Genomic DNA, 25181 nt, shown 5'->3' with positions numbered 1-25181 from the left:
TGGCCCGGACGGCAGCGCGTCCGTCCGGGCCACCAGTCCTTCATGCAGTCCTTCATGCACGTATTCCGAGGAATCGATGAGACACATACGCTCCGTCCGGCTGCTGCCGGGCAGGACACGAAGATCACGGACGAGGACACTGCGCCGGGTCGCCGCGGTCGTCGGCTTCACCCTGGTGCCGGGGCTGTTGACCCCGGTCTCCTTCGCCGCCGACGACCACGGGCTGGGCAGGCCGAAGCTGCGGGCCGAGAAGCCGCAGCACGTCTCCCCGTTCACGGGGAAGTCCGACCCGAAGACCCGGGCGGCGATGCGTGAGGCCGCGGCGGCCGGCCGCGACGCGACACTCCGCGCCCAGCACGACCGTGCGGCCGGCGTCCGCTGGCCCGGGGCCGGATCCGCCACCGTGGACCTGACCGGGTCAGCGGCGCCCGGTGCGCTGCCGGTGACGCTCGGCGCGCCGAAGGCGGCCAAGGGCCGCAAGGCGGCGAGGGCGGCCGGCTCGGTCGAGGTGAAGGTCCTCGACCAGAAGGCGACGAGCCGGCTGGGCGTCAAGGGCGTCGCCCTGACCGTGACCGGACCGCGCGACGGCGGGGACGCTCAACTCACCGTCGACTACGGCACCTTCGCCTCGGCCTACGGTGGCGACTGGGCCGGCAGGCTCCAGCTTCTCCGGCTCCCGGACTGCGCGCTGAGGACGCCGGAGGCCGCCGAGTGCCACCGGGCGACCCCGCTCGACAGCACCAACGAGCGCCGTGACCAGAAGCTGACGGCACCGCTCTCCTTCGGCGGGGCCGCGCCCACCACGACGGGCGCGGCAGCCGGCCGGACGATGGTGCTGGCCCTCGCCGCGGGCACCCAGTCCAGTGGGGGCGACTACAAGGCGACCCCGCTGGCCGCCTCCTCCACGTGGGAGGCGGGCAGCTCCGCGGGCACCTTCACGTGGTCGTACCCGCTGAACACCCCCGCGCCCGCCGCGGGCCCCAAACCCGATCTCAAGATCTCCTACGACTCCGGGGCGGTGGACGGCCGCACCGCCACCACCAACAACCAGGGCTCCCTGATCGGTGACGGCTTCGACCTCACCGAGTCGTACATCGAGCGCAAGTACGGTTCCTGCGACGACGACGGCCAGGACGGCAAGTACGACCTGTGCTGGAAGTACGACAACGCCTCTCTGGTGCTCAACGGCAAGGCCACCGAGCTGGTCAAGGACGACACCACCGGCACCTGGCACCTGAAGAACGACGACGCCTCCACCGTCACCCACTCCACGGGCGCGGAGAACGGCGACGACAACGGTGAGTACTGGACCGTCGTGACCGGTGACGGCGCCACGTACGTCTTCGGCCTCAACAAGCTCGACGGAGCCGGCGCCGACGACCGCACCGACTCGGTGTGGACCGTCCCCGTCTTCGGTGACGACGAGGGCGAACCGGGCTACACGGACGGCAGTTCCTTCTCCGGCCGTGACAGGAAGCAGGCGTGGCGCTGGAACCTCGACTACGTCGAGGACCTGCACAAGAACGCCATGAGCTACTGGTACGCCGCCGAGACCAACCACTACGACAAGCTCGGCGACGACAACACCGGCACCGGCTACACCCGCGGCGGCTACCTCAAGGAGATCCGCTACGGCCAGCGCGCCGGGGCCCTCTTCTCCGCCTCTCCCGCGGCCTCCGACAAGCTGGTCCTCTCGTACGCGGAGCGCTGCACCGCGACCGGCACGGGCTGCGACAGCCTGGACAAGAACCACCGGGACAACTGGCCGGACGTGCCCTTCGACGCGGTCTGCAAGGAGGGCGACAAGTGCACCTACAACGTCAGTCCCTCGTTCTTCACGCGCAAGCGGCTGACCGGCGTCACCTCCTACGCCTGGGACGCCGCCGCGGCCACGCCCGGGTTCGCCGCGGTCGACGGCTGGACGCTGAAGCAGCAGTACCTCGATCCCGGTGACACGGGTGACACGGGTGACCAGTCGCTGTGGCTGGCCGAGATCAAGCACACCGGCAAGCGGGGCGCCGATCTCTCCCTGGACCCGGTGAAGTTCGCGCACGAGTTCCTCCCCAACCGGGTGGACGGCGGCGCCGACGACATCCTCCCGTTCAACCGTCCCCGGCTGAAGACGATCACCTCGGAGACCGGCGCGCAGACCGTCGTCGACTACCTGCCGGCGGACTGCGTGGCCGGCCGGCCGAGGCCGGCCGTGGACAAGAACACCGGCCGCTGCTATCCCGTGTACCGGTCGCCGAACGGTGAGAAGACGCCCGTCCTGGACTGGTTCCAGAAGTACCCGGTCAGCGCCGTGCGCACCACCGACCCCTACGGCGGCTCGGAGGCGGTCCAGCACACCTACAGCTACTCCGGAGGCGGCGCCTGGGCCTACAACGACGACCCGATGACTCCCACCAAGGAGCGCACGTGGTCGATCTGGCGCGGTTACGAGCGGGTCACCCATCTGGTCGGCGCCTCGGACCACACGCGGTCCAAGACGGTCAGCGTCTTCCTGCGCGGCATGAACGGCGACCGGGTACTCGGCCCGGACGGCAAGACCCCGGCGCCGGACGCCCGCAGGACGGCCAAGGTGACCGGCGTCAAGGCCGCGGAGATCACCGACTCCGAGGTGTACGCCGGATTCACCCGCGAGGTCGTCACGTACGACGGGACCAGCGAGGTGTCCAGCACCGTCAACGACCCCTGGTCGCTCAGGACCGCCACGCAGCACAAGTCGTACGCGGACACCGAGGCGTACTTCACCCGTACCGGCGCCTCGCACGCGTACACCGTCGTGACCAGCAAGGGCGCCCCCTCCGACCGGGTCCGCACGACCGCCACCACCTTCGACGACCTCGGCATGCCCGTGACCGTCGAGGACCGGGGCGACGACGCGGTCAGCGGCGACGAGAAGTGCACCCGCACGTGGTACGCCCGCAACGCCGCGGCCGGCATCAGCGCGCCGGTCTCGCGTACCCGCATCGTCGCCAGGGCCTGCTCGGTCAAGGACGCGGACCTCGACCTGCCCGCCGACTCGACCCGTCCCGGCGACGTGATCTCGGACAAGGCGACCGCCTTCGACACCACCATCTGGTCCGCCACGCAGACGCCCACCAAGGGCGACGCCCGCTGGACCGGGCGCGCCAAGGGGTACGGCAGTGACGGCAGCCCCGTCTGGCAGAAGACCGGCACCTCGGAGTTCGACACCCTGGGCCGGCCCACCGTCCTGGCCAACACCAACGGACTGGTCACCTCCACGACCGACTACGTCCCGAAGGCTGCCGGGCCGCTGACCTCCCTGACCGTGACGGACGCCAAGAAGTCGAAGACGGTCACGGTGAAGGACTTCGCACGCGGTGCGGACCTGAAGATCACCGACCCGAACGGCAAGATCACCGAGACCGAGTACGACAGCCTCGGCCGGATCACGAAGGTGTGGCTGCCCAACCGTTCCAAGGCGCTGGGCAAGACGCCCAACTACGTCTACGCGTACAGCATGACGGCCTCGACCCTGCCGTGGACGTCGAGCGCCACGCTCAAGGGCGACGGCTCGGGTTACAACACCAGCTTCGAGATCTTCGACTCGCTGCTGCGCACCCGTCAGGTGCAGGCACCCTCGTCGGCCGGGGGGCGGATCATCGCCCAGACCCTGTACGACTCACGGGGGATGGCGGTCACCGCGCAGTCCGACATCTGGGACAACACCTCGGCGCCGAACGGCACTCTGGTGCAGATCGACGGCGGCCAGGCCCCGATGCAGACGGACACCACGTTCGACGGCGCGGGACGGGCGGTCAAGGCGGTCACCAAGAACTACGGGGTGGCGCGCTGGACGGTGAACACCACTTACCAGGGCGACATGACCAGCACCAGTGCCCCGGCGGGCGGACAGGCCACGGCGGAGGTCACCAACGCCCTCGGCCAGACCGTCGAGCGCCGCGACTACGACGGGACGCAGCCGACCGGTACGTACACCAGCACCAAGTTCACGTACGCCCCGGGCGAGCAGCAGAAGACGGTGACCGGCCCGGACAAGGCGGTGTGGAGCTACGACTACGACCTGTTCGGGCGGCAGGTGAAGGCGACCGATCCCGACAAGGGCGCCACGGTGACGGCGTTCGACGAACTCGACCAGGCCGTGAAGTCCACCGACAGCCGCAATCAGGTGCTCCTGTTCTCCTACGACGAGCTGTCCCGCAAGACCGGCGAGTGGCAGACGTCGAAGACGGACGCCAACAAGCTGGCCGCCTGGACCTTCGACTCGCTGGCCAAGGGCCAGCAGGACACCGCCGTCCGCTATGTCGGCGGGACGACCGGAAAGGCGTACACCCAGAAGGTCACCGCGTACGACGCGCTGTACAAGGCCACCGGGAGTCAGCTGATCCTGCCCGCCGACGACCCTCTGGTCGCCGCGGGGGTGCCGAGCACCCTGTCCTACTCCACGGGGTACAACCTGGACGGCACGGTCAAGCAGGCGTCCGCTCCCGCGGTGGCCGGGCTCTCGGCGGAGACCGTCTCGTACACCTACGACGACCTGGGGCAGGTGCTGACCTCCAAGGGCACCACCGGCTACCTCCAGGCGGCCGCGTACTCGCCTCTCGGCGACGCCCGCCAGCTGACGCTGGCCACCGACCCGACGGCCGCCAAGAAGATCTACGTGAACCACGACTACGAGGCGGGCACGCGCCGCCTCACCCGGTCGTACGTCACCGACGACGTCCACGGCTACATGCTCCAGGAGCTGAAGTTCGCGCAGGACGACGCCGGCAACATCACGTCGATCTTCGACGCCACCACGATGGGCGGCACCGGCAAGGCCGACAACCAGTGCTTCGTCTACGACGGTCAGCGCCGGCTGAGCCAGGCGTGGACGCCCAAGACCGCCGACTGTGCCGCTTCCGGACGGACCACGGCGAACCTGGGCGGAGCCGCCCCGTACTGGACCAGCTACCAGTACAACGACGGCGGTCTGCGCACCCAGCAGACCGAGCACGCCGCCGGTGGTGACACCGTCACCGACTACAAGTACGGCACGGCCAAGGGCCAGCCGCACGCGCTGTCCTCGACCGTCACGGGAGGCAAGACCAGCGACTACGGCTACGACAACACCGGTAACACCACCACCCGTCCGGGCACCCAGGCCGCGCAGACGCTGACCTGGGACGCCGAGGGCGCGCTGGCGACGGCGAGCGAGCCGGCGGCCGACGGCCGTGCGGCCACCGGGACCGGCTACGTCTACGACGCCAGTGGTGAGCTCCTGATCCGCCGCAACACCACGGCCAACGGGGAGACGGTGCTGTACCTCGGCGCCACCGAGGTGCACCTGAAGACGGCCGGCGGCACCAAGACGCTGTCGGGCTCGCGCTCCTACAAGGCGGGCGACCAGACCGTCGCGGTGCGCACGGCCACCGCCGGAATTTCCGGCAGCAAGCTGTTCTTCCTCGCGGGCGACCACCACGGCACCTCCAGCCTCGTGTTCGACGCCACGACCCTGGCGTGCACCAAGCGCTACACGTCGCCGTTCGGTGCCCCGCGCGGTACCAAGGTGACCAGCTGGCCGGACGACAAGGGGTTCCTCGGCAAGCCTGCCGACGACACCACCGGCCTGACCCAGCTGGGGGCCCGGCAGTACGACCCGGTCACCGCGCGCTTCCTGAGCAGCGACCCGGTCCTTGAGGCACAGAAGCCGCAGTCGCTCAACGGGTACGCCTACGCCAACAACAACCCGGCGACCTTCACCGACCCGACCGGCCTGTCCTACAGCGACATCTTCTCGGCGATCGGGGCGCTCATCGGTGGAGTGATCGGTGCGGTGATCACCATGGTCGGGGCCGTCCTCGACGCGGTCGGCACTGGCTCGGGCAGCAGCACCGGAAACACCGGAGGGACCGCCGCCACCAGCAGCTTCGGGACCACCGGAGGCTCCACCAACCGCTGGCAGCCGGGCGCGACCTACAACTTCATCACGAAGTCGTGGGACACCCCGTTCATGAACCGGGGCGGCATGTCGCTCCAGGAGATGATCGCGGCCATGCCGGACTGGGGCATCGTCCACGACGACAAGGCGGACAACGGCTGGGAGAACCGCTCGTTGTTCATCGGCTGGCTGTGGGGCGGCGGCTACCCGCTCGGCGAGCACCAGCAGTTCCGGGGCGGGGACGCGTTCACCTCCGTGCTGGCGGTCGACGGGTCGGTGAGCAAGATGCGTGCCAAGCTGCTCGGTCAGGCCATGGAACAGGGCATGGACGCCCCGGCGGCCAAGCACTCGCTGTTCATGGGCTATCAGGACAGGGGCCCGGACCCGGGCTCGTCCTTCTGGCACATGAACACGGCGCGCGGCATCTTCAACGACGTGGCCGGCATCGCCACCAACGGCGCCATCGGTACGAAGAACCGGGCCGACGCGTTCCTGGGCACGTGGTCCGGTACCGCCGGCATCAAGTCGATCAACAAGAAGACCGGCACGGTGACGCTGAAGTTCCACGCGTACAACACCTCCGACTGGCAGTCCGCCACCCACGCGGTCCCGCGCTCCTGGAACCCGAGGTTCGCGGACACCTTCGGAGCCGCGGTACGGGAGGACTTCAACTGGGAGGAGAAGTGGCCGGTGGGTCAGTGCGTCAACACATCGGAGTGGCTGGAGTAGTGACCAGCCGCTGACCTGAGGGGGTGCGGAGCCGGTTCTGGCTCCGCACCCCCTCGCTATGATGAGGCCGTGCACCGGTCGACTCTCAGAACCCTCGCGGTCATAACGCCGTTCCTCCTGCTCACCGCCTGCGCGGGCAGCGTGCCGACCACCGAGGTCACGGCCGGCCGCCTGACCGGCACCTGGGTGGGGCCGGACGGGGAGAGGGTCACTCTCGGCGCCGACCGGACTGTCGCCACAGCGGGGCTCGGTACGGAGAAACTCGCCGCGACCGACTGCGTCGACCGCCCGTCCAAAGGCAGTTGGTCCTTCTTGGCCGCGAAGGGCGGGGGGGCCCTGGAGTCGGACGAGAGCGCCCGCTCCGGCTCGTGGATCGCTCTCTCCTTCGCCTTTCACGGCCCCGCCGAGAACTGCCACCTCGAACTGTCCGTGGTCGACGGCGGCAAGGGCCTCTGCGCCTCGGACGATCTGGACTTCCCGTGCGCCCTGGACGTGAAGTTCACCCGCCGGTCCTGAGAGTGGGTGGCGCCGGCCGCCGTCCGGCCCGTGGGCACTCCGGTGACCTCACCACGCGGGGCACCGCCCGCGCGTGACGCCGGCCCCGGTTCCCGCTGACACGAGGTGCACACGGTCGGCACCCGCACCGCACAGTGTCCCGATGAGCTGGGGCGGCGAGGAGCGGACCGTGTCCGTTTCCGGCACCCGGGGCCGCCGCCGTCCCGCCCCCGTACCTCTCAGAGCAGGTCCTCGTGTGTGGCGACGACGACCCCGTAGAGATCGGCGATGGTCGCGAGGGCGCCGAGGTGCACCTGGCGGGCGTCGAGGTCGGTGCCCGCCACCGGGAGCGAGCGGGTCGCGGTGGCTTCGGCGACGACCGTGGGACGGTTGCCGCGCAGGAAGGCGCCCTGCGCCGTGAAGGCCACGCACATGTGGGTCATCCATCCGGCGAGCACCACGTCCTGGCCTTCCGGGACGTGCGTGCCGAGGTCCGTGCCGTGAAAGGAGTCCGGGGCCTCCTTCACGACGACGGGCTCGCCGTCGAGCGGGGCGAGACGGGGGTGTATCCGCCCGGTCTCCTCGCGGATGTCGTACGGTGTGCCCGCCCCGCCGTCGTGGATGACGTGCACGATCCTCGTGCCCTCCCGCCGGGCGCGCGCCAGCAGGTGAACGGCGGCGTCCAACGAGTCCTCCCAGCCGTCGAGTTCCATCACCCCCCGCGTGTAGGTGTTCTGGAAGTCGATCAGGACGAGCGTGGACGAGGCGAGCTTCGCGGGGGTCTGGTCGAGGCCGTTGAGTTCGCGCAGCGTCGTTCTGGACATGGTGGTGCCGCCTTCCGGTGGGAGGGGGGAGAGCCGTCCGCCGCGTGCGCGGCGGGCTGTGTCCAGAACGCTATGCCGCCGCCGTCATGGCCACAATGACACCTGACCCGCAGTTCCAGACATGCCCTTCACCCCTGGGAGAGGCCCGTGCCGGACACCGTCCGACGACTCGTCGTCATCGTCCTGTTCGAAGGAGTCGACCTGCTCGACGTCACCGGGCCGCCCGAGGTGTTCTCGCTGGCCCAGCGTCAGAGCGACGGCGCGGCGGGCTACCGCGTCGTGCTCGCCGCCGAGACCACGGACCCCGTCACTACCGCGGCCGGGGTCCGCGTCCTGCCGGACCTGACCTTCCCGGAGGCCGTCGCCGCGGGCGGGATCGACACCCTCGTCGTGCCCGGTTCGGTCGAACTCGACGCGGAGCGCCGCGCGTACGCGCTCGCCGATCCGGTGCTGGTGGACTGGGTGAAGGCCCTCGCCGCCCGCGCCCGCCGGGTCGCCTCCGTGTGCGTCGGGGCCCACATCCTGGCCGCAGCCGGTCTCCTGGACGGCAAGCGGGCCACCACCCACTGGTCGACGGCGGCCCAACTGGCCGCTCAGCACCCGGCCGTGGAGGTCGACGCCGATCCGGTCTTCATCCGCCAGGGCGAGGTGTGGACGGGCGCCGGTATCAGCGCCTGCCTGGACCTGTCGCTGGCCCTGGTCGCCGACGACCTCGGCGAGGCTCTCGCGCTGCGCGTCGCGCGGGAGCTGGTGATGTACCTGAAACGGCCGGGCGGGCAGAGCCAGTTCAGCGTCCCCCTGGAGCAGGTCGCCACGACCCGGCGGATCGAGGACCTGCGCCACCACATACTGCGCCAGATCGCCCGGCCGCTGACGATCGCCGCACTCGCGGAGTACGCCCACGTCAGCGAGCGGCATCTGACCCGGCTGTTCAGGGCCGAACTCGGCATGACCCCGCACGCCTACGTCGAGTCCCTGCGCGTCGAGCAGGCCCGCCACGCGCTGGAGACCTCCGACGCCACTCTCGAACGCATCGCCTCGGCCTGCGGGTTCGGCACGACGGACACCCTCGTACGGGCCTTCCGCCGACGGCTGGACACGACACCGACGGACTACCGCCGCAGGTTCAGGGCCCCGGCGGGCGGCTGACGAGGACGCCGCCGGCGGACCGGGACGCCCCGGCACCCGGGCGGGCGCCGGGGCGTCCCGGTCCGTCGTCTCAGGGCTTGCGGGCCACCACGCACCACATGGGCAGGGTGTCGTCGGGGGTGTCCTCGGGGCGGGGGCGCCAGCGGGTCAGGGGGACGACGCCGGGCTCCAGGATGTCGAGACCCTCGCAGAAGGCGCGGACGCGGTCCTGGGTGCGGGGGGTCGCGGAGGCGTGTTCGGCCGCGCGCTCGTTGTAGATGCGCATCGACTCGGCGACCTCGGTGGCGGCGATGTCACTGGCGGGGTGCGACAGGACGAGGAAGCTGCCCGGGGCGAGGCGCTCCAGCAGACGCCGGGTCAGGTCCCAGGGGTCCTCCTCGTCGCGGATGTACTGGAGTACGGCGACCAGCATCAGGCCCACCGGCCGGGACAGGTCCAGGGTGCGGGCGGCCTCGTCGAGGATGGCGTCGACCTCGCGGGCGTCGGCCTGCACGTAGTCGGTACGGCCTTCGGGGCTGCTGACGAGGAGGGCGCGGGCGTGGGCGAGGACGATCGGGTCGTTGTCGACGTACACGATCCGCGAGTCGGGGGCCGCCCGCTGCGCCACCTCGTGCGTGTTGTCCGCGGCGGGTATGCCGGTGCCGATGTCGAGGAACTGGCGCACTCCGGCGGCGGACAGGTGGGTGACGGCGCGGCCGAGGAAGGCCCGGTTCGCGCGGACCGAGGCGACGATCGCCGGGTTGGCTTCGGCCGCGAGTTCGGCGGCCTCCTGGTCGACGGGGTAGTGGTCCTTGCCGCCCAGCCACACGTTGTAGACGCGCGCGGGGTGCGCGGTCGCGGGGGCCGTGGCGGGCGGGAAGCGGTCGTTCATGTGCGGTCACCTCGTGCGCGGAACCGGCCCGGCCGGCGGGAACGGATGGGGCCGACGGGACCGGGTGGGTGCGAGTCGGCTGCCGCCACCGTACCCGGGGGCCGCCTTCCTGACGATCACCTCACCGCACTCCGGTCGCCCGGCCGCGGGCGGGCGCGCCGCGGGTGAGGGGGCGGGCTCAGCGGGGCTCGTCCCAGCTGTGGCCGAGCCCGCCTCCCCAGCTGCTCACCAGGGCGGCGGTGGCCATGAGTACCCGCTCGTCCCACCAGTCGGCGCGCGGCCGTAGGGCGTACTCGCCGGGCCCGGAGGTCCTGGCCTCCAGGACCTTGCGGCGGTGGAGGCGCCAGGTGATGCGCCGGGGCGGGCGCGGAACGTCGGCGCCACCGTCTCCGAGAACCGCCGCGGCGACGAGGAACACGGCCCAGACCACGTAGAGCGGGCAGGTCAGCCACCACAGCAGCCAGGCGGGGACGGCACCCCGGTAGCCGACGGCCGCCGGCCGGCCGGTCTGTTCGACGTCCCAGCGGGTGCGGACGTTGCCGCCGCGCATCCTCGGACGGCGTACGACGAGCGCGAGCAGTTCGTCGTCGGCGTCCCGCACCTCGTAGCGGGCCTCGTAGCGGTCGGTGCGCACGGTGCGCACCCGGGCCAGCGGTTCTTCGCGGTCCGGGTCGGCCCACAGGTCGAAGGAGCGGTACCCCGTGGAGCGGGCCTTCCCGTACTCCTCGGGGCTCTGCCCGGGTTCGAGGTGCCGCTCCAGGCGGGCGTCGGGGGGCTCCTTGGCGTCCCAGGGGCCCGGGGGTCCGGTCCGCACGCCGTAGGGCGGTTCGCCGTCCGGGTCCTTGTGCCCGGTCCACTCCAGTCGCACCGTGCCCACGCGCGCCCTCCCCCTCGTCCTCGGTCGTCCGCGGACGCGCGGAACTCTACCGGGCGGCCGGGGCTCAGCTCAGGGCGGCGAGCGCCTTCCTCGCCTCGGCGGCGTGCAGCGGGTGGAAGTGCGGGTTGATCTCCAGGGCCCGGCGGAGGCCGGCGCGGGCCTTCGCGTGGTCGCCGAGGGAGCGCTGGATCATCGCGCGGTGGTAGTGGAAGAGGGCGTTGCGGGTGCCCAGGGAGAGGGCCAAGTCGGACTCGGCGAGTGCCTCCCGGTCGCGGCCCGCGGCGTGCAGGGCCCAGGCGAGGGCGTCGTGCGAGTCGAGGAAGGGCCGTGAGGCCAGGCCCTTGCGGGCGATCGTGACGGCGCGGGCGGGGGTGCCGTGGTCGGCCTCGTACAGGGCGGCGTCGGAGTCGAGGGCGACGCCGTTGGCGGCGAAGACGCGCTGCTCGGCGCGGAAGACCTCGTACTGCCTCCGGGCCTCCTCGCGGTGGCCGAGGGAGGCGTGCAGTTCACCGAGCTGGAGGACGTACTCGGGCAGCGGCAGGCGTTCGACGGCGCGGCCGAGGTCGGTGAGCGCGGCCCGGTCGCGGCCGAGCGCCGCCTCGGCCCTGGCCTTGGCCTGGAGCAGGGCGGTGTACGAGGGGGCGGCGCGCAGTCCGGCCTCCGCCTCGGTCAGCGCGGTGGCCGCGTCGCCGCTGTCGAAGGCGAGTTCGCTGAGGTAGTAGCGGGCGAAGGCGCGGTCCTCGGGGCCGGCCGCCGCCCGCAGGGCGCGCCGCATGTCGGCGCGGGCGGCCGTGGTGTCGCCGCGCAGTTCGGCCGCGTAGGAGGCGCGTGCGAAGGAGGGGGTGCCGGGTTTGAGGTCGACCATGCGCTGGGTCGCGTCGGCGGCCTCGGTGTAGCGGCCGAGCTGGGTGCAGGCGTCGGCGAGGGTGCCTTGCAGGGTCGCGTTGTAGGGGTTGGCGGCGGTGGCGCGGCGCGCCCAGTCCAGGGCCCGGGAGAAGTTGTGGCGGGCCGCCTCCAGCGCGGCCATGCCGCCCAGCGCGGTGTAGTTGTCCTTCTTCTCCAGGGCCAGGGACCTCTTCAGTACGGCCTCGGCCTTGGGGTAGTACGTCGGGTCGCCGCTGGTGCGGGCCTGCTGGACGTAGGCGAGCCCGAGCGTGCCGAGCGCGAGGGGGTCGCGGGGGTTGGCGCGCAGCCGCTGCTGGAGCGCCGTGACGCCGCCGGCCGCGGCCGGGTCCACGGCCGGCGGTGCCCCGGCCACCGCTGTGCTGCTCGCGGCCCCGTCGTCGCCGTGGGAGGCGGACCAGGGGGCGAGACCGATCCCGCCGGCGGCGAAGAGCCCGACGCCGAGGACGGTGGCGACGGCGGCGGACAGCAGGGTGCGCCGGCGCGGGGCGCTCCGGTGGGCTGGCGTGCTCAATTCCCGCTCCAGTGAGAGGTGGTGTGGATGAGGACGGGGCCTGTCGTGGGGGGCCGGGTCAGCGGGTCGGCGGGTGTCCCGTGGGGGGTGTGCGGGTGGGGGGCGGTGCCAGGCCCGCGTAGACGACGAGGTTGTCGTGGTACCCGCTCTTCTCGTCGAAGGCGCCGCCGCAGGTGATCAGGCGCAGCGCCGGGGGCCCGCCGCTCGCGTAGACCTGATGGTCGGGCACGGCGTCCTTCTCGTACTGGCGCAGCGCCTGGACGGTGAACCGGGCGCTGCTGCCGTCCTCGCGGTCGAGGGTGACGACGTCGCCGGGGCGCAGGGCGGACAGCCCGTAGAAGGCGCCGGGCCCGGTGGCCGAGTCGACGTGGCCGACCAGGATCGCGGCGCCGGGATCGCCGGGCGCGGGGCCCTCGCGCCACCAGCCGACGTCGGCGGGGTCGGCGGGCACGGCGAGGCGGCCGTCCTGCTGGACGCTCAGTCCCGACAGCGACTTGTCGAGGCCGATGGCGGGCACGCGCAGCCGGGTCGGCGCCGCCGCGGGGGGCGCGTGGTGGTCGGGGGCGCGGGCGGGGGCGACCGGGAGGGCGCCGCGGTTGACGGCCGGCCTGGGCACCCGTTCCGGCGGCAGCAGCGTCGCCGCGAGGGCCGCCGCGCTCAGCGAGAAGCCGAGGCACAGGGCGAGGGTGGCGGCCACGTGCAGCCGCGCGCCGGGGCGCCGGGGGCGCCGGACACGGCGCCCGCCGCGCCCCGCACGGTTCGCGGGGCGCGGCGCGGGTGCTTGCTGCCCGGGGCGCCCGTCCTCCGGTAGGGGGGACGGGCGCCCGGTGCCGGGGAGGTCGGTCATGCCCGCTCGGCGCGACGACGGCGCAGGACGAGGACGCCGGCGCAGGCCAGCAGCGCTCCGCCGCCGACGGCGGTGACGGGGACGACGGGGAAGCCTTCGCTCAGCGAGGTGCCGCCGAGGCCGGCGCCGACGCCGCCCTCGGGGTGCTCCCGGTACGCCTGGTTGACGGCGGCCGTGTTGGGCAGCGCGACGTACGGGAAGGTGGAACCGGGCTGGCGGTAGGGGGTGTCCACCGCGTCACCGGCGGCGAGGGCGGGCACGATCTTGCCGGTCTGGGCCGCGCCTTCGAGGGCCTGGAGCTCGATGTCGACGACGTCGTCGTTGAGCCGGCGGCCGTTGGGGAACCCGGCGAGGTCGTTGGCGAGCACGCCGAGGCGGTTGGGGTTCTTGCTCGGCGGTACCGACATGTTGAGGCGCAGTTCCTCGGCGGGCAGGAACGCCGTCTTGTCGGTGTCGGCGTTGAGCAGCTGCGAGTTGAGGTCGGCCTTGATCGGTCCGCACGCCTTGCAGATGCCGGTCAGGAAGATCTCGACGAGGTCGTTGCGGGGCGTCGCCGGGGCGGGGACCCCGTAGACGCTCTCGATCAGCTTGGGGACGATCGGGTCCTTGACCTTGTCCACGACCGGGGTGACGTCGTGGTCCTTGTCGGGGCTGATGGAGTTGAAGGCGTCCTTGTACTTGAGCGGGACGACGACCTCGTTGACCAGCGGGTTGCCGAGGCGCGAGACCTGGCGCCAGCCGGTGTCGCCGTGGTGGCCCATGCCGTCCTTGCGGTCCTCGACCCCGGCGGGCGCCTCCTTCGCGGGTGCGCCCTTGCCGTCCTCGGCGGCGCCCTTGCCGGCGGGCTTGCCGAGGCTGCCCTTGCCGGTGGAGCCGGCGACCTCGACGCCCTTGCGCTCGGTCGTGGACCACACGCCGATGACCGGGTTGCGGCCCGCGTCGTGGTGGAGGGCCACGGACTTCTTGGGCACCTGGATGGCGAGGGTGTTGATGTTGTAGCCGGCCAGCGTGTTGTTGCCGCGCTCCTTCAGGTTGCCCCCGTAGAGGAGGTCGAAGATGCGCAGGTCGAGGAAGAAGGGGTCGGCCGCCTGGCCCGCGTAGGTCTGGCCGCCGTCCTCGGGGAGGGGGCGGACGGCCTGCCGGCGCAGCGAGGCGTAGTCGGGCATGGACGCCTTGCCGACGTTGGAGGGCGCCGCGGGGGCGTCGTCGAGCAGGGTCCGGGTCTTCCCCTGCGCGTCGGTGACCGTCAGGTCGTAGGTCTGACGGAAGTTCAGCGTCTCGTCGTCGAGGTTCTTCACGACGCCCGTGTTGTACAGGAACTGGTTCGCGGAGTCCCGGACGTGGTCGGTGAACTTCCACGTGTACGTGGTGTCGGGCTTGCCGTCGCCGTTGGCGTCGATCTTGATGTGGTACTTGGCGTCGTTGGCGAACGGGTAGAAGTTCGGTCCGCCGTTCGGCTCCTGGAAGGGAATCCAGTTCGACACCAGGGTCACGGTGTCCGGCTTGTCCGGGCTGGTGAAGGCGTACACGTCGGTGTTGTCGGCCTTCGGGTCGCCCGCGGTCAGGGGCGCCTCGCGGTGGCTGGAGGCGGCACTGTCGGTGGGCGCGAGCCCGGTGAGGGCGGCGGCCGTCGCGAGGGACAGCGTGCCGAGCACGGCGAGCCCGCGCTCCGTGCGCCGGGCGGCGGGGGAGCGCCGTGGCCGGTGCGGGGGGCGGGGCTGGGGGGAGGACTGCATGGGCCATCCGTTCCGGGTGAGAGCCGCAGCCCTCCTGACGTGAAGGCGGGCGGCTGGGGGACTGCGAAGCTCTGGGCGCCCATGCCGGACAAGGGCTCCCCGCTCTCAACGAGGGATGCGACGTGCGTTTTGTCCGGTATGTGACTTTGAGCCAACGCCAGAGCACCACGGGCTGCCGGGGCCCGCAAGGGTGGTGCGCCGAACGGACACTGCGTGGCCTCCACACCGGTCGGCGCGCGGATCGTTCCTCTCGCGCGGCCCCAGGCCCGTGCGGGTGACGCGGCGCCGGCCGCGGGGCGCGGCGGGCGGGAGCGGGTACGGCTCAGGTCACCTGCCACCGCCCCGGAGGCCGTGTCCTCGCGGCCACCCCCTCCCCCGCCGTGGGCGCAGGTCGCTCTGCTCACCGGGCGCCGCGCCGACACCCGGGCGGCGCCGCTGTCCTCGCCGGAGGCGAACAGGATGAACACCCCTCTCGGGCACCGCGCGCTCGCGGCGCCGCCCACCCTGCGGCGCCTGGCCTTCGTGGCGGGCGCGCTGCTGTGGCTGGGCGGTACGGCGGTGCCCGCGGCGCACGCGCATCCGCTCGGCAACTTCTCGGTCAACGAGTACGCGGGCCTCGTGGTCCGCCCCGACCGGGTGGAGGTCCTCGCGGTCACGGACCGGGCGGAGATCCCCACCCTCCAGGCCGCCCCCTCCGTGGACCGGGACGGGGACGGCACCGCGAACGACGGGGAACGCGCCGCGTGGGCCGGCTCCGCGTGCGCCCGCACGGCGGGCCGGCTCGCCGTCACCGCGCCCCGCCGGCTGTCGTGGACGGTGGCCTCCTCCTCGTTCGCGTACCGGCCCGGCCAGGGGGGCCTGCGCACCTCGCGGCTGGAGTGCCGGCTGCGGGCTCCGCTCGACCTGACGCACGGCCCCGTCGCCGTGCGCGTGGACACCGGCGCCGATCCGCACCGCGTCGGGTGGCGCGAGATCACCGTGAAGGGCACGGACGGCGCGCGCCTGGACGACTCCACCGCCCCCGCCGTCTCCCCGAGCCGCGAACTGCGCGACTATCCCCGGGACCTGCTGGCCACGCCGCGGGGGGACACCGGGGCCACCTTCACCGCGAGCCGGGGCGCGGCGGCGTCCGGAGCGGCGGGCGCGGCGCCCGGCACGGCGGACGGCGGGGGCGTGACCGCCCGCGTCGAGGCGCTCTCCCAGCGGCTGACCTCGCTCACCGGGACCAAGGACCTGACGCTGCCGATCGGGCTGCTGGCCGTGGCGCTCTCCCTGGTCCTGGGCGCGGGCCACGCGCTGCTGCCCGGACACGGGAAGACGGTCATGGCGGCCTACCTCGCGGGCCGGCGCGGCAGTGTGCGCGACGCGGTCACGGTCGGCGCCACGGTGACGGTGACGCACACCGCCGGGGTGATGGTCGTCGGGTTGTGTCTCACGGCGTTCTCCTCCCTCGCCGGCGACACGGTGCTGAACACGCTCGGCGTCGTCAGCGGCGCCCTCGTGGCCCTGGTCGGCGCGGGCCTGCTCACCGACGCGGTACGCCGCGCGCGGCGGTCCACGGGGCGCGTTCCCGTCCCCGCTCCGGCCGCTGACGGCGTCCTGGTGGGGGTGGGCGGTGACAGCGGCGCGGCTGCGGGCGAGGACCCCGGGCCGGGCACGGGCGTGGGGGAAGCCGTTCCGCACGCGCACTCCCCCGCGCACACGCACCCTCACCGGCCCCACCGGCACGGCCTGTTCGGTCACCACCACCACGGGCCCGCCCACAGCCACGGGCACTCGCACGAGCACGGCCACGGGCACTCGCACGACCACGGCCACTCGCACGGGCACGGGCATGCGCACGCCCCGGGTCGGGGCGGTCAGGACCCGGCGGAGGAGGGCGGTCCCGCGCCGTTCTCGAAGCGGGGGCTGATCGGGCTGGGGATCGCAGGCGGTCTGGTGCCGAGCCCCTCCGCGCTCGTGGTGCTGCTGGGGGCGGTGGCCCTGGGCCGTACCGCCTTCGGGGCGGGGCTCGTCGTCGCGTACGGCGTCGGGATGGCCGGAACGCTCACCGCCGTGGGCCTGTTGCTCGTCCGCCTCGGCGACCGCGCCGGGAAGCTCGCCGCCCGGCCCGGCTTCGCCCTGCTGGGCCGCTGCGCCCCCTACACCGCGCTGCTGACGGCGCTGCTCGTCCTGCTCGTGGGCCTCGGCCTGATGGCCCGCGGCCTGCCCTCCGTCCTGTGATGACGTCCCCGACCTCCCAAGGAGCCCCCGTGTCCCCTGCCATCCGCCGCCGCCTGCGCACCCCCTCTCCCGGTGCCGTCCTCGTCCTGCTGTCCGCGCTCGCGATGGCCGGCTGCTCGGCGCCGTCCGATGACGGCCGGTTCGACGCGCAGAGCGCCTCGCCCTCGCCGACCTGCCGGGTCCACCAGAAGACGGAGCCGGGCCGGCGGTACACCGGCGGACCGCGGGCCGACACCGGCGCGGTGCTGGAGATGATGCGCTACTACACCGCCCACGGGACGAAGCGCTTCTGCGACGGCAGGGGGCCGACCGCCACCGACCGCGAATGGACGGACCTGTACGCGCGGCTCGGCGGTGAGCGGGCCCATGTGACGGCGCGGTGAGCGGGGGCGCCGGCCGCCGCCGGGCGGCCGGGTCTCCCCCGGGCGGCGGAAACGGTGTCCCCGCCCGGGGAGGACGGAACGTGCGACGGGTACGCGTACTCCCGAGGAGAGGAGCGAGTCATGACCGTGGTCGTCACCACACCGACCGGGCATGTCGGATCGCGAGTGGTCCGTCTGCTGCTTCAGGCGGGGGTACGCCCCCGGGTGCTCGTCCGTGACCCCGCGCGGCTGGACGCCGCGACCCGGGACCGGGTGGACGTGCGCCGGGGCGATCTGACGGACGCCGCTTTCGTACGGGAGGCGACGGCCGGGGCGGACTCCGTCTTCTGGGTCGACCCGACACCGCACACCTCGGCGGACCCGGTCGGCGACTCGGAACGCACCGGGGCGGCCGTCGCGGAGGCGGCACGCGCGGGCGACGTGGCCCGGGTCCTCCTGCTGAGCAGCGTCGGGGCGGAACGACGGAACGGCGTCGGGCACATCGACGGTCTCGCCCGGATCGAGGAGGCGCTCGACGCGAGCGGCGCGGACGTGCTGCATCTGCGGGCCGGTTACTTCTTCACCAACCTCCTGCTCGACCTGGACGGGCTGGCCCGGGGCGTCCTGACCACCTCGGCCGACCCGGACCAGCCCATACCGTGGGTCGATCCGCGCGATATCGGCGAGGTCGTCGCCGCCCGGCTGCTGAGCGGGTCGTGGCGCGGCGCCGGGCGCACGGTGCAGGGGGTGCACGGTCCCGAGGACCTGTCCTTCCGGGAGGCCGCCACGCTCCTGACGGCCGCGCTGGGCCGGACGGTGCGGCTGGAGACGGTGAGCGACGACGACGTGCGCGGGACCCTGCGCGCGGCGGGACTGCCGCCCGGCGCCGTGGAGGGCATCGCCGGTATGACGGCCGGTACGCGCGGCCTCGCGCCTGATCCGCCGCGCGACCTGATCACCACGACACCCGGCACGCTCGCCGGCTGGGCGTACGCACACCTGCGTCCGGCCCTCGACGCGCACGCGGGACCGCCCGAGCGGCAGGGGTGAGCGTGTAGGGGCGGGACGGCCCCCGGCCGCCCCGCCCCACCCGTATGCGCCGTCGCGTTTGCGGGTGTCCGGGTGCGCGCCGAGCGTGGGGGGACCGGGGCCGCGGTGGGCGGTCCGCGGGTACCGCGGGCCGGTCCCGGGCGAGGAGGCGACCATGGCTGAGGCGCGAGGAGTACCGCCGGACGTCTCGGCCTCGCCGCCCGGCGAGCGGAAGTGGCCGCCCGCGCTCGACGTACCCGGGCCGGGGCGGCAGCGCCGGCTGACCGTGCTGCTGCGCCTGCCGCTGCTCGTCCCGCACGCCGTGATCCTGGTGTTCCTGTCCGTCGGGGCGTTCTTCGTCGTACTGGCCGGCTGGTGCGCGGCGCTCGTGCTGGGCCGGCTCCCGCGCGGCTGCTACGCCTACCTGGCCGCTTACCTCTCCTACGAGGCGCGGGTGCGGGCGAGCGCCATGCTGCTCGTGGACCGCTACCCGCCCTTCGCGTGGCGGCCCGTGGAGTACCCGGTGCGCTTCGCGACACGGCCCACCCACCTCAACCGGCTCGCCGTCCTGTTCCGCGTCGTCCTGGTGATCCCGGCGGCGATCGTCGAGTCGCTCGCGACGGCGGGCTGGTGGGCGCTGAGCCTCGTGTGGTGGCTGGTCACGCTGGTCCTCGGCCGGATGCCGCGTCCCCTGTTCGAGGCGACGGCCGCGACGCTGCGGTACGCGCTGCGGACGCACGCCTACTGGCTGCTGCTCACCCCGGAGTACCCGAAGCGCTTCTTCGGCGACGAGCCGGAGGACGGTGACGGCGTGCGGCACTCCGCGAGCCGGCCCCTCGTGGTCGGCACCGGCGGCAAGGTGCTGCTGGTGCTGTTCCTGGTCATCGGCCTGTTCAGCGGGGGCACCGGCTCGACGCACACCTCCCCGAACGGGACCGACAGCGGTGCCCGGCGTCCGCACGAGGTGCGCGAGCCGCTTCCCGCCGGCACCTCCGGGTGACCGGGGCACCACCGGTGACCGGTCCCGTACCGTGCCGACGGCCGGTGTGAGTCGTGTCACTCGCGGGGGCGGGGAGGCCGGAGCGTTCCGGGGTGGACCGGGGCGAAGTGCCCAGCGTGCGCGGGCCGGACGGACGGCGGGGGCGGATCACGCGCCCCCAAGGGTTCGCCGCGCGGCTCCGTAGGCTGGGGGAAGTCCCCTTGCCGTTCGAACGGATCCGCCCCGTGCTCGAATCCCCCGTCCCCCTCGGTTGCAGCCGACGGCTCACGCTGCCGCACAGTGTCCACGCCGTACCGATCGCCCGCGCCATGGTGCGCGACGCCCTGGCCGGCATCGGTTCGGGAACCGACGGCGACACGGCGGAACTGCTCACCGCGGAACTCGTCGCCAACGCCGTCGAGCACACGACCGGCGGCGACCCCATAGAGCTCGTGGTGGAGCTGCTGCCCTCGTACTGCCAGGTCGAGGTGCGCGACAGCGATCCGGCCCCGCCCGGCGGGCTGAGCGAACCCGGCCCGATCACCCCGCCCGACCCGCTCGACGAGGGTGGCCGGGGGCTCCTGCTGATCCGCGCGCTGAGCGCCGACTGCGGGCACCGTACGACCGACTCGGGCAAGGCCGTGTGGTTCACCCTCCCCGCGCGGCGCCGCGCGGGGGCCGACCCGGAGGTCTGAGAGATTCCGGGCCGCCGCCCGCCCAGGACCGGCCCTCGACGGAGGCCGACTGGGCCCAGGCGCGCGGCGACCACTGGGTGAGGCCACCGGGTCGTGGAGGCTGGTGCGTCCGGTCGCGCGCGGAGCGCTGGGTTCAGTCGCGCGGTTCGTCGGCGGCGACGCGGCCCGGACCGGCGAGGGTCGCGACGAGGACCGCCTTGATGGTGTGCAGCCGGTTCTCCGCCTCGTCGAAGACCACGGAGTAGGCGGACTCGAACACCTCGTCGGTGACCTCCAGCGAGCTGAGCCCGTACTGGTCGTGGATCTGCCGGCCCACGGCGGTGCCCAGGTCGTGGAAGGCCGGCAGGCAGTGCAGGAACCTGACCTCAGGGTTCCCGGTGGCGCGCAGGACGTCCATCGTGACCGCGTACGGCGTGAGCGCCTGGATGCGCTCGCCCCAGATCTCCTTCGGCTCCCCCATCGACACCCATACGTCGGTCGCGACGAAGTCGGCGTCCCGGACGCCCTCCGCGACGTCCTCGGTGAGGGTGACACGCGCACCACTGACGGCGGCCAGCTCCCTGGCGCGGCTCACGATCTCCTCGGCCGGCCAGTACGCCTTGGGGGCGACGATGCGTACGTCCATACCGAGCAGCGCTCCGGTGACCAGATAGGAGTTGCCCATGTTGAAGCGGGCGTCGCCGAGGTAGGCGAAGGCGATACCGGTGAGCGGCTTCGCGCTGTGCTCCGTCATCGTGAGCACGTCGGCGAGCATCTGCGTGGGGTGCCAGTCGTCCGTCAGCCCGTTGTAGACGGGCACACCGCCGTAGCGGGCCAGCTCCTCGACGGTGGACTGGGCGTCGCCCCGGTACTCGATGGCGTCGAACATGCGGCCGAGGACGCGCGCGGTGTCGCGCGGCGACTCCTTGTGCCCGATCTGGGAGCCCGAGGGGTCGAGGTAGGTCGTCGCGGCGCCCTGGTCGGCGGCGGCCACCTCGAAGGCGCAGCGGGTCCGGGTCGAGGTCTTCTCGAAGATCAGGGCGATGTTGCGGCCCTTGAGACGCGGCACCTCGGTACCGGCGCGCTTCGCGGCCTTGAGGCGCGCGGCCAGATCGACCAGCGCGCGGAACTCGTCCGCGCTGAAGTCCAGCTCCTTGAGGAAGTGGCGGCCGGTGAGGTCTGTCGCGTCTGTCGCCATGAGGGCGCTCCTGGGCTCCTGGTACGGATACGGTCATCCAAGAAGAATGGAAGTGTATACGGTATCAGGAATTTCTATACGCCCACAGGGTGATCTTTCACGGATGAGGCGAGGGCCCGCCGGGTGAGTTCCCGTCCACCCCACCGGGAACCGCCGCCTGTGCCGGGCCTGGGGGACACGACGGCACGAGCCGCCGAGAGGACCAGTACTGGGGGGCCACTGCTGGGGGCCCGGGGCCGGGCCGGGGCCGGGGCCGCGGGAGCTCCGGGTCCCGAGCCCCGGCCCCCGGGGCGCGTGAGGTCGTCCTCAGACCGGGTCGCGTTCGACGGGGCAGCTCATGCAGCGCGGTCCGCCGCGTCCCCGGCCGAGTTCGCTGCCGCGGATCTCGATGACCTCGATGCCCTGTCGGCGCAAGTACGCGTTGGTCGTGGCGTTGCGTTCGTAGGCGATCACGACCCCCGGTTCGACGGCCAGTACGTTGCAGCCGTCGTCCCACTGCTCCCGTTCGGCGGCGTGCACGTCCTGCGTCGCGGTGAGCACCCGGACCGAGTCCAGGCCGAGCGCCGCGGCGATTGCCCGGTGCATGTGCTCCGGCGGGTGATCGGTCACCTTCAGGTCGCGCACCCCCGCCCCCGGTTCGATGGTGTAGGAGCGGAGCATGCCAAGGCCCGCGTACTGCGTGAACGCGTCCCCGTCGACCATGGTCATCACCGTGTCGAGGTGCATGAAGGCGCGGCGCTTGGGCATGTCGAGCGCGACGATGGTGCGCGCCGAGCCGGCCGCGAACAGTTTCGTGGCCAGCATCTCCACAGCCTGCGGAGTGGTGCGCTCGCTCATCCCGATGAGGACCGCCCCGTTGCCGAGGACCAGGACGTCGCCGCCCTCGATCGTCGACGGGTAGTCGTCCTGCCCCTCCGACCAGATGTGGAAGGGCTCGGCGGGCTCGCCGTGGAACAGCGGATGGTGGCGGTAGATCGCCTCGAAGTGGACGGTCTCGCGCTGCCGGGCAGGCCAGCGCATCGCGTTGATCGACACCCCGTCGTAGATCCACGCCGAGGTGTCCCGGGTGAACAGGTGGTTGGGCAGCGGACCGAGCAGGAAGTCGTCGGGCTCCATGACGTGGAAGCGCACCGAGACCGGTTCCGGGCCGCGCTCCAGGTACTCGCGTTTCGTCATGCCCCCGATGAGCGCCTCGGCCAGCTCCGCCGCGCTCAGCTCGTCGAAGACCGCGCGCAGCCCGTCGGTGGCGAGCGGACCGTACTCCTTCTCGTCGAAGACCCGGTCGAGCACCAGCCCGCGCGCCACGGGCAGCTCCAGCGTCTCCCGCAGCAGTTCGTCGAAGAGGTGGACGGCCACGCCGCGCCCGCGCAGCACGTCGGCGAAGCCGTCGTGTTCCTGCTTCGCGCGGCGCACCCACAGCACGTCGTCGAAGAGGAGCGCGTCCTTGTTGCTCGGCGTGAGCCGCTTCAGTTCCAGCCCGGGTCGGTGGAGTATGACGCGGCGCAGCCGCCCGGTCTCGGAGTCGACATGGAAGCCCATGTCGACCATCTTCTCCGGACGGCCGCACCTTCACCCGTTTTCCCACCCGGACGACCGAAGCGGGACGGCGGCGGCCGGACTCGCGAAGGGACCGCGCGAGACGAACGGCCGGCCCCTCTCAGGGCCCGCGGGGCCTCCGCTCAGGACAGCTGGGACTGCACCTGGGAGGAGATCAGCTCCAGGTGATCGAGGTCGTCCAGGTCGAGCACTTGCAGGTAGATCCGCTGGGACCCGACCGCGGCGAACTGGCCGATGCGGTCGACGACCTCGGCCGGGGTGCCGGCCAGGCCGTTGGCCTTCAGCTCCTCGGCGTCGCGTCCGATCACGGCGGCCCTGCGGGCGACCTCCGCGTCGTCCTTCCCCACGCACACGACCAGGGCGTTGGAGTACACCAGATCGTCCGCCTTGCGTCCGGCCTCCACCGCTGCCGCCTTGACGCGGGCGAACTGCCGCTCGCTGTCCTCGATCGAGGCGAAGGGGATGTTGAACTCGTCGGCGTAGCGGGCGGCCATCCTCGGCGTCCTGGTCGCGCCGTGTCCGCCGACGAGGATCGGCACCCGGGACTGGGCGGGCTTCGGCAGGGCCGGCGAGTCGGACAGCTGGTAGTAGGTGCCGTCGAAGTCGAAGGTCTTGCCGACCTCCGTCTTCCACAGGCCGGTGACGATGGCGAGCTGCTCCTCCAGACGCCCGAACTTCTCCTTCGGGAAGGGGATGCCGTACGCCTTGTGCTCCTCCTCGAACCAGCCCGCCCCGAGGCCGAGTTCGACCCGCCCTCCGGACATCTGGTCCACCTGCGCGACCTCGATGGCGAGCACACCGGGCAGCCGGAAGGTCCCGGCCGTCATCAGGGTGCCGAGACGGATGCGCTTCGTCTCGCGGGCCAGTCCCGCCAGGGTGATCCAGGCGTCGGTGGGGCCGGGCAGTCCGTCCACCGATCCCATCTTCAGGTAATGATCGGAGCGGAAGAAGGCGTCGAAGCCGAGGTCCTCCGTTGCCTTGGCGACGGTCAGCAGCGTGTCATAGGTGGCCCCCTGCTGGGGCTCTGTGAAGATGCGAAGATCCATGGGTCCATCCTGCACGGTCGTACCGCCACGGCCCGCATCGCTCGCCGCGCGGTGTCGCCGCCCCGGCCCGGTGGGATCTCGCGCACCCGGACGGTGGCCCGCGCACGCACCCGCACCCACTCCGGAACACCAGGGCCGGCCTGCCCCCGTCCGGCCGGGGGCGCGAGGGGCGGCCGCGCCGGTCTCACGACTGCCCCGCCCGGGACCCGGGCGGGGGGCCCGCCTCTTCCCCCGCGGTCGGCCCGCGCAGTGTCCGCCGCAGGTCCAGCACCCGGTCGCGCAGTTCGTCCGTCGCGTCGACCATCTCCATGCACTGCCCGTAGGCGGTCCCTTCCTGCGCCGAGGAGGCCACCGCCACCAGGGCGGCCGCGACCTGATCCAGGAGTCGCTCCAGCGCTTCGAGTGCGGCGGACGGATCGGTGACCGTCGTCAGGCGCGCCGCCCGCACCCCCTCGGGCACCCCGGGCGGGCCCGGCGGTGCCCCGTCGTCCCCACCGGCGGCGGCTTCGGACCAGGGCAGCGTCTCCCCGCGCAGGCCCGGAGGTCCGTGTGCCGTCAGCCTTCCCCCGATGGCACGGGCGAGCGTCTGCGCCTGCCAGGACTCGGTCATGATGCGTGTCTCGTCCTCGGCCCGGGAGAGCGCCCGCGCCGTCAGCTCGATGAGCCGCACCGCCTCCATCGCCCCCGCCCCCGTTCCCGCTTCCGTTCATCTCTCCCACCCCGTCGGCCTCGTCGTTCACGCACCCTGCGTCCCGATACTCAGAGTGACCGAATCGTCGGGAGATGACCAGAGGGACCGGCAAATCTGTGGATAACCCGGAGAAGTTACCCACGCACGCCACTCCATAGAGTGACTTCTAGGGGTGGAGCGGAACGCGGTGGGCGGATTCTCGGTCCTGGCTCCCGCGACTACAGCCGCCCGGCCCTGACCCCAGCGACGGCCAGCACGGCAGCACGGCAGCACGGCAGCACGGCAGCACGGCAGCACGGCAGCACGGCAGCACGGCAGCACGGCAGCACGGCAGCACGGCTGAGGATCTCGGAGGATCTCGGTTGAAACCAAGTGCCGACCGGCGACACCCGCACCGGACCGGTGGAGGACAGGAGTTCCCCAAAATCCTTCAGTGGCTGACAGTGGCTGAACGACGCCTGATCAAGCGTTCGGCCGCGCGGGGCGAAGTGCGCCGTCAGGCGGCACCGCGAGATGACGCGAGGGGCGGTTCTCCTCGCTCGTGCGAGGGCGTGGTGGCCGACCCAGCC

The 25181-nt window shown here is 72.8% G+C and carries 18 protein-coding genes; 8 read left to right on the top strand and 10 right to left on the bottom strand.

Annotated elements, in window-relative coordinates; all coding sequences use genetic code 11:
• Nucleotides 1-76 precede the first annotated feature (76 nt).
• Both ACFYMP_RS11885 and ACFYMP_RS11880 read left to right on the top strand, forming a co-directional pair.
• Complete coding sequence (locus tag ACFYMP_RS11885; protein WP_388854557.1) at nucleotides 77-6637, top strand: RHS repeat-associated core domain-containing protein; 6561 nt, start codon at nucleotides 77-79, stop codon at nucleotides 6635-6637.
• 69 nt (nucleotides 6638-6706) lie between these two features.
• Nucleotides 6707-7153 (top strand): hypothetical protein, encoded by a 447-nt coding sequence (locus tag ACFYMP_RS11880; RefSeq protein WP_388854554.1) that lies wholly within the window; start codon nucleotides 6707-6709, stop codon nucleotides 7151-7153.
• 218 nt (nucleotides 7154-7371) lie between these two features.
• On the opposite strand, the gene ACFYMP_RS11875 is transcribed toward ACFYMP_RS11880, so the two are convergent.
• Nucleotides 7372-7956, bottom strand: a complete 585-nt coding sequence (locus tag ACFYMP_RS11875; RefSeq protein WP_388854551.1) for a cysteine hydrolase family protein — start codon at nucleotides 7954-7956, stop codon at nucleotides 7372-7374.
• Nucleotides 7957-8103: 147 nt separating this feature from the next.
• On the opposite strand from ACFYMP_RS11875, the gene ACFYMP_RS11870 reads away from it, so the two are divergent.
• On the top strand, nucleotides 8104-9105 hold the full coding sequence (locus ACFYMP_RS11870; RefSeq protein WP_388854548.1) for a GlxA family transcriptional regulator: 1002 nt from the start codon (nucleotides 8104-8106) through the stop codon (nucleotides 9103-9105).
• 70 nt (nucleotides 9106-9175) lie between these two features.
• On the opposite strand, the gene ACFYMP_RS11865 is transcribed toward ACFYMP_RS11870, so the two are convergent.
• From ACFYMP_RS11865 to ACFYMP_RS11845, 5 genes are all read right to left on the bottom strand, one after another.
• On the bottom strand, nucleotides 9176-9976 hold the full coding sequence (locus ACFYMP_RS11865; protein WP_388854545.1) for an SAM-dependent methyltransferase: 801 nt from the start codon (nucleotides 9974-9976) through the stop codon (nucleotides 9176-9178).
• Between the two features lie 178 nt (nucleotides 9977-10154).
• Complete coding sequence (locus ACFYMP_RS11860; protein ID WP_388854542.1) at nucleotides 10155-10853, bottom strand: hypothetical protein; 699 nt, start codon at nucleotides 10851-10853, stop codon at nucleotides 10155-10157.
• Nucleotides 10854-10917: 64 nt separating this feature from the next.
• Complete coding sequence (locus ACFYMP_RS11855; RefSeq protein WP_388854539.1) at nucleotides 10918-12270, bottom strand: hypothetical protein; 1353 nt, start codon at nucleotides 12268-12270, stop codon at nucleotides 10918-10920.
• Nucleotides 12271-12328: 58 nt separating this feature from the next.
• The gene (locus ACFYMP_RS11850; RefSeq protein ID WP_388854536.1) at nucleotides 12329-12967 is read right to left on the bottom strand and encodes a class F sortase; all 639 of its coding nucleotides are present in this window, start codon (nucleotides 12965-12967) and stop codon (nucleotides 12329-12331) included.
• A 146-nt stretch (nucleotides 12968-13113) separates the two neighbouring features.
• On the bottom strand, nucleotides 13114-14853 hold the full coding sequence (locus ACFYMP_RS11845; protein ID WP_388854533.1) for a DUF4331 domain-containing protein: 1740 nt from the start codon (nucleotides 14851-14853) through the stop codon (nucleotides 13114-13116).
• Between the two features lie 459 nt (nucleotides 14854-15312).
• Between ACFYMP_RS11845 and ACFYMP_RS11840 the strand changes: the two genes are divergently transcribed.
• The 5 genes from ACFYMP_RS11840 to ACFYMP_RS11820 all read left to right on the top strand — a co-directional run bounded on the left by ACFYMP_RS11840 (nucleotide 15313) and on the right by ACFYMP_RS11820 (nucleotide 20141).
• Nucleotides 15313-17076, top strand: coding sequence for a high frequency lysogenization protein HflD (locus ACFYMP_RS11840; RefSeq protein ID WP_388854531.1), 1764 nt, complete (start codon nucleotides 15313-15315; stop codon nucleotides 17074-17076).
• 29 nt (nucleotides 17077-17105) lie between these two features.
• Entirely contained in the window at nucleotides 17106-17459 is a 354-nt protein-coding gene (locus ACFYMP_RS11835; RefSeq protein ID WP_388854529.1) for a hypothetical protein, read from the top strand.
• Between the two features lie 120 nt (nucleotides 17460-17579).
• Entirely contained in the window at nucleotides 17580-18488 is a 909-nt protein-coding gene (locus tag ACFYMP_RS11830) for an NAD(P)H-binding protein (RefSeq protein WP_388854526.1), read from the top strand.
• Nucleotides 18489-18753: 265 nt separating this feature from the next.
• Nucleotides 18754-19467: a DUF4389 domain-containing protein gene (locus ACFYMP_RS11825; protein ID WP_388855149.1), complete on the top strand. Its 714-nt coding sequence runs from the start codon at nucleotides 18754-18756 to the stop codon at nucleotides 19465-19467.
• Between the two features lie 200 nt (nucleotides 19468-19667).
• Nucleotides 19668-20141: an ATP-binding protein gene (locus ACFYMP_RS11820; RefSeq protein WP_388854523.1), complete on the top strand. Its 474-nt coding sequence runs from the start codon at nucleotides 19668-19670 to the stop codon at nucleotides 20139-20141.
• Between the two features lie 133 nt (nucleotides 20142-20274).
• Here ACFYMP_RS11820 and argF read toward each other — a convergent pair whose 3' ends face one another.
• The 4 genes from argF to ACFYMP_RS11800 form a co-directional block, all read right to left on the bottom strand.
• Nucleotides 20275-21318 carry an ornithine carbamoyltransferase gene (gene argF, locus ACFYMP_RS11815; RefSeq protein WP_388854520.1) on the bottom strand — a complete coding sequence of 348 codons (1044 nt, stop codon included), beginning with the start codon at nucleotides 21316-21318 and terminating at the stop codon, nucleotides 20275-20277.
• A gap of 306 nt (nucleotides 21319-21624) precedes the next feature.
• Complete coding sequence (locus ACFYMP_RS11810) at nucleotides 21625-22857, bottom strand: arginine deiminase (RefSeq protein WP_388854517.1); 1233 nt, start codon at nucleotides 22855-22857, stop codon at nucleotides 21625-21627.
• A gap of 140 nt (nucleotides 22858-22997) precedes the next feature.
• Nucleotides 22998-23921: an LLM class F420-dependent oxidoreductase gene (locus ACFYMP_RS11805; RefSeq protein ID WP_388854514.1), complete on the bottom strand. Its 924-nt coding sequence runs from the start codon at nucleotides 23919-23921 to the stop codon at nucleotides 22998-23000.
• A gap of 184 nt (nucleotides 23922-24105) precedes the next feature.
• Nucleotides 24106-24591 carry a DUF6099 family protein gene (locus ACFYMP_RS11800; RefSeq protein WP_388854511.1) on the bottom strand — a complete coding sequence of 162 codons (486 nt, stop codon included), beginning with the start codon at nucleotides 24589-24591 and terminating at the stop codon, nucleotides 24106-24108.
• Between the last annotated feature and the right edge of the window lie 590 nt (nucleotides 24592-25181).

It is taken from the genome of Streptomyces sp. NPDC007088 (assembly GCF_042869355.1).
Classification (GTDB): Bacteria; Actinomycetota; Actinomycetes; order Streptomycetales; family Streptomycetaceae; genus Streptomyces.
This window is presented reverse-complemented; position numbering and strand designations above follow the sequence as displayed.

What these genes read in the sequence shown, in the direction of transcription:
- ACFYMP_RS11875 (WP_388854551.1), bottom strand. Translation starts at nt 7,956, where the DNA reads ATGTCCAGAACGACGCTGCGCGAACTCAACGGCCTCGACCAGACCCCC.
- ACFYMP_RS11805 (WP_388854514.1), bottom strand. Translation starts at nt 23,921, where the DNA reads ATGGATCTTCGCATCTTCACAGAGCCCCAGCAGGGGGCCACCTATGAC.
- argF (WP_388854520.1), bottom strand. Translation starts at nt 21,318, where the DNA reads ATGGCGACAGACGCGACAGACCTCACCGGCCGCCACTTCCTCAAGGAG.
- ACFYMP_RS11840 (WP_388854531.1), top strand. Translation starts at nt 15,313, where the DNA reads ATGAACACCCCTCTCGGGCACCGCGCGCTCGCGGCGCCGCCCACCCTG.
- ACFYMP_RS11830 (WP_388854526.1), top strand. Translation starts at nt 17,580, where the DNA reads ATGACCGTGGTCGTCACCACACCGACCGGGCATGTCGGATCGCGAGTG.
- ACFYMP_RS11810 (WP_388854517.1), bottom strand. Translation starts at nt 22,857, where the DNA reads ATGGGCTTCCATGTCGACTCCGAGACCGGGCGGCTGCGCCGCGTCATA.
- ACFYMP_RS11865 (WP_388854545.1), bottom strand. Translation starts at nt 9,976, where the DNA reads ATGAACGACCGCTTCCCGCCCGCCACGGCCCCCGCGACCGCGCACCCC.
- ACFYMP_RS11845 (WP_388854533.1), bottom strand. Translation starts at nt 14,853, where the DNA reads ATGCAGTCCTCCCCCCAGCCCCGCCCCCCGCACCGGCCACGGCGCTCC.
- ACFYMP_RS11885 (WP_388854557.1), top strand. Translation starts at nt 77, where the DNA reads ATGAGACACATACGCTCCGTCCGGCTGCTGCCGGGCAGGACACGAAGA.